The 4,006-nt window shown below is 61.8% G+C and carries 3 protein-coding genes; all 3 read right to left on the reverse strand.

All coding sequences use genetic code 11. The features are described 5' to 3' along the window. Positions 1-120: 120 nt before the first annotated feature. The gene (locus tag AAFX91_RS39665; RefSeq protein WP_394570125.1) at positions 121-1,317 is read right to left on the reverse strand and encodes an acetylornithine transaminase; all 1,197 of its coding nucleotides are present in this window, start codon (positions 1,315-1,317) and stop codon (positions 121-123) included. A gap of 228 nt (positions 1,318-1,545) precedes the next feature. Continuing rightward, positions 1,546-2,187 (reverse strand): hypothetical protein, encoded by a 642-nt coding sequence (locus tag AAFX91_RS39670; protein WP_282531148.1) that lies wholly within the window; start codon positions 2,185-2,187, stop codon positions 1,546-1,548. Between the two features lie 272 nt (positions 2,188-2,459). Then, positions 2,460-3,785 carry a 30S ribosomal protein S12 methylthiotransferase RimO gene (gene rimO, locus AAFX91_RS39675; protein WP_130583807.1) on the reverse strand — a complete coding sequence of 442 codons (1,326 nt, stop codon included), beginning with the start codon at positions 3,783-3,785 and terminating at the stop codon, positions 2,460-2,462. Between the last annotated feature and the right edge of the window lie 221 nt (positions 3,786-4,006).

A 4,006-nucleotide genomic window follows, 5' to 3' on the forward strand; every position in this document is an offset into this window, starting at 1 on the left:
GCCGGATACGGACCCGTACGTCCGGTGGTGTGGGAGGGGCGAAGCCGCGAGGCTTCCCCCTATCCCGATCCGCTTGCCGAGGCATGGATTGCTTCGCTGCGCTCGCAATGACGGAGAGGACTACGCCACCCGGCGTGCGGCTCCCACTTGCGTCAGGATTGCGTCCAGGCCCTCGATCATCTCGGCGATCTCGGCCCGCGACGCGTTGAGCGCCGGCATGAAGCGCAGCGCGTCGGGTTGTGGCGAGTTGATCAGCAGGCCTTTCGAGAACGCCTGCGCCACGATGGCTGCGCCGATAGGCAGTTTCAGGTCGAGCGCCAGCAACAGTCCGCGGCCGCGCACTTCGCCGAGCCCGTGCCGGGCCGAGAGCCGCTGCAGCTCGCTTTCCAGGAACAGGCCGGTGTCAGCGACGGACTTCAGGAATTCCGGCTTGCCGACCTGTTCGAGGACGGCAAGCCCCGCGGCGCACATCAACGGATTGCCGTTGAAGGTGCCGCCCTGGTCGCCATGGTCGAAGCAGGCCGCATGCTCGGTCGCGAGCAAGGCGGCGAGCGGTACGCCGCCGCCGATGCCCTTGCCGAGCGTCATGATATCGGGCCCAATCCCGGCATGCTCGTAGTGGAAGAGTTTTCCGGTGCGGCCCATGCCGGTCTGGATCTCGTCGACGATCAGCAGCATGCCGTGCTCGCTGGTCAGCGTGCGCAGCTCCTTCAGGAATTGATCGGTCGCGGGCCAGACGCCGGCCTCGCCCTGGATCGGCTCCAGCATCACGGCAACCGTATTCGATGAAATCAGCTCCTCAACCGACGCGATGTCGTTGAGCTGGGCTTTGCGAAAGCCCGGCACCTTCGGTTCGAACAGCGGTTCGAACGCCTTCTTGCCGGAGGCCGACATGGTCGCGAGCGTGCGGCCGTGAAAGCCACCCTCGAAGGTGATGATCTCGAACGCGCCGTTCTTGTATTTTGTCCCATATTTTCGCGCGAGCTTGATCGCGCCTTCATTGGCTTCCGCGCCGGAATTGGCGAAGAACACCTGGTCGAAGCAGCTGTTCTCGACGAGCGCATTGGCAAGCTTGAGGCTGGGTTCGTTGTAGAAGGCCGGGCTCGGGGTCAACAGACACTTGGCCTGCGCGGCGATCGCTTCGGCGACAGCAGGCGGCGAATGGCCGAGGCAGTTGACCGCCCAACCCTGCACGAAATCGAGATAACGGCGGCCAGTATCGTCCCAGAGATAGGAGCCTTCGCCGCGGACAAACACGGTCTTCGGGCGCGCGGTGATGTCCATCAGCGCGTCGAACGGATGGAAGGTGTCAGGCATGTCAGGCTCCTTGAATTGCTTGGGATGAAAGGCAGGCGGCAACGCAAGAAGGCCGCACGTTTGAGGGTGCGGCCTTCTCGAAAACCTTAGGCTGAACTAGCTAGTCAGCGCTGGCGTCGGACATGGCGCAACCCATCATCGTCGCGGGTGCGACGACGGAAAGTAGCGCGGCGGATGGTCCGGTTCAGCTTCATGGCGATGGGCCATACAGCGCAAGGGCAGGGAATGTCAAGTCGCGCGCGGCGCCTCTTCGGTGTCCTCCTCGCCCCAATCGGCGTCGGCGATGGACGTGTCGATCAGTTCGCCACGGAGCAGGGCGAGCGGCGATTTGTAGTACAGCGCGATGTTGTGGAACGGATCGGTCAGGACCTTCCAGACCCAGATCAGTCCTGTCGGCACGTCCTTGATGATGAAGAGCTGGATCATGCGGGCGAGCCCGCCGGCGATGCCGATCGCGAGCCAGACGGCACCGACGTGACGGATGAAGTCGAGCCTGGTGGCCGGCGGTGAGAACAGGCCGAACAGCGTCGGAAAGACGAACAGCGCGACCGGTGCTAGCCCCCAGACGACCAGCAGCACGATCTTGCGGCTTTGGTTGTAGCCGACCTTGATCGCTTCCTTGTACTCGTTGGAAACCTTGTTCACGTCGTCATAGCCGTTGGGCTCAAAGAAGAAGTGCCCGGTCTGCCTCGTCAACATCGCGAGCCAGCCGACCAGACCGGCCATGGCCGGATGGGTGAATAGCAGCCCATAGCAGACCAGGAATATGACGGCGCTGATCAGGTGCAGCGTCTGATTGATGCGGCTCTGGTGGTAGTAGCGGTAATCGTCAAAACGTTGTGTGCGCAGTGTCTTCGAGAAGCGGCTCATCATTCACCCCTTGGATTTGAAGGTGCGCGAGCCATAGGCCGAGTCCGTGAATGGAGCGTGACATCTTGAAGTTGTTATAGTTATAGATACTAATCTAAGATTGGCACGCAAAAGCGGCTTCGCGGGATGCGAATTATCAGGCAACGCCATTCCTTGCCACCGGAGTGGCGGCAGGATTCTCCGAAATTTGAATATCGTTTGGCGGACGTTGAACGAGCATTGAGCTGGATCAAATCGTCCGAACTGGCTGCAACTATCGACGCAGAGACCGCTCAGAATCCGGCGACGCTGCCGTGCAGGTCATATTCGTCAGAGCGTTCGATCTTTGCAGTGACGATCTCGCCGACCTTCAGCGGGCGTCGGCTCGAGAGATAGACCGCACCATCGATCTCCGGCGCATCAGCCTTCGACCGGCCTCGCGCGACGGTCGGGCCGACCTCGTCGATGATGATCTGTTGCCTTGTGCCGACCTTACGCTTCAGCCGGCGCGCGGAGATCTTCTGCTGGCGGGCCATCAGCGCGTTGTAACGCTCCTGCTTGATCTCATCCGGCACGGCGCCGGGGAGCGCGTTGGAGGTGGCGCCTGCAACCGGCTCGTATTTGAAGCAGCCGACGCGGTCGATCTCGGCTTCGTCGAGCCAGTCGAGCAGATAGGCGAAATCGGAATCGGTCTCGCCCGGGAATCCGACGATGAAGGTCGAGCGCAGCGTAAGCTCCGGGCACTGCTCGCGCCATTGCTTGATGCGCGCCAGCGTCTTGTCCTGCGCGGCGGGACGCTTCATGGCTTTCAGGACATCCGGGCTGGCGTGCTGGAAGGGGATGTCGAGATAGGGCAGCACCTTGCCCTCGGTCATCAGGGCGAAGACCTCGTCGACATGCGGGTACGGGTAGACATATTGCAGCCGCACCCAGGCGCCGAGTTCGCCGAGCTCTTTTGCCAGGTCGAAGAATTTGGCGCGGACGGAGCGATCCTGCCACGGGCTCTCGGCATATTTCAGGTCGATGCCATAGGCCGAGGTGTCCTGCGAGATGACCAGCAGTTCCTTGACGCCTGCCTTTACCAGCCGCTCGGCCTCGCGCAGCACGTCGTTGGCAGGCCGCGATACCAGGTCGCCGCGCAGCTTGGGGATGATGCAGAAGGTGCAGCGGTTGTTGCAGCCCTCGGAGATCTTCAGGTAGGCATAATGGCGCGGGGTCAGCTTGACGCCCTGCGGGGGGACCAGGTCGAGATGCGGGTTGTGCATCGGCGGCAGCGCGCGGTGCACGGCGTCCAGCACGCTCTCATATTGCTGCGGACCCGTGATCGAGAGCACGCCCGGATAGGCGCTCTCGATCTGCTCGGGTTCCGCGCCCATGCAGCCGGTCACGATCACCTTGCCGTTCTCGGCCATGGCCTCGCCGATCGCCGAGAGTGATTCCTGCTTGGCGCTGTCGAGGAAACCGCAGGTGTTGACGATGACGATATCGGCGCCGTCATGCTTGCGCGCGAGCTCATAGCCCTCGGCCCGCAGCCGCGTGATGATGCGCTCGGAATCCACAAGCGCCTTTGGACATCCAAGCGAAACAAACGAGATTTTTGGCGCGGCCGCCTGTTGCATATCTAAATCTGCCTGATTGATGGGCAGGAGCTAGTCCCAATTGTCCATAATTACAAGGCTTTGAGCTGGCTTCCATCGTGCTATGGATAGTTTTTAGGGAACACGAGTGAACGATGGCTGCCGAGTCGTCTCCGAAAATTGTCATCGCGTATTGCCTCACCTGAGGATGTTACTTTCGCTTGACGGATGTAGCTCCGACTGTCGGCCGGTCCGAGGTTGCG

It is taken from the genome of Bradyrhizobium sp. 31Argb (assembly GCF_043638955.1).
Lineage (GTDB): Bacteria > Pseudomonadota > Alphaproteobacteria > Rhizobiales > Xanthobacteraceae > Bradyrhizobium.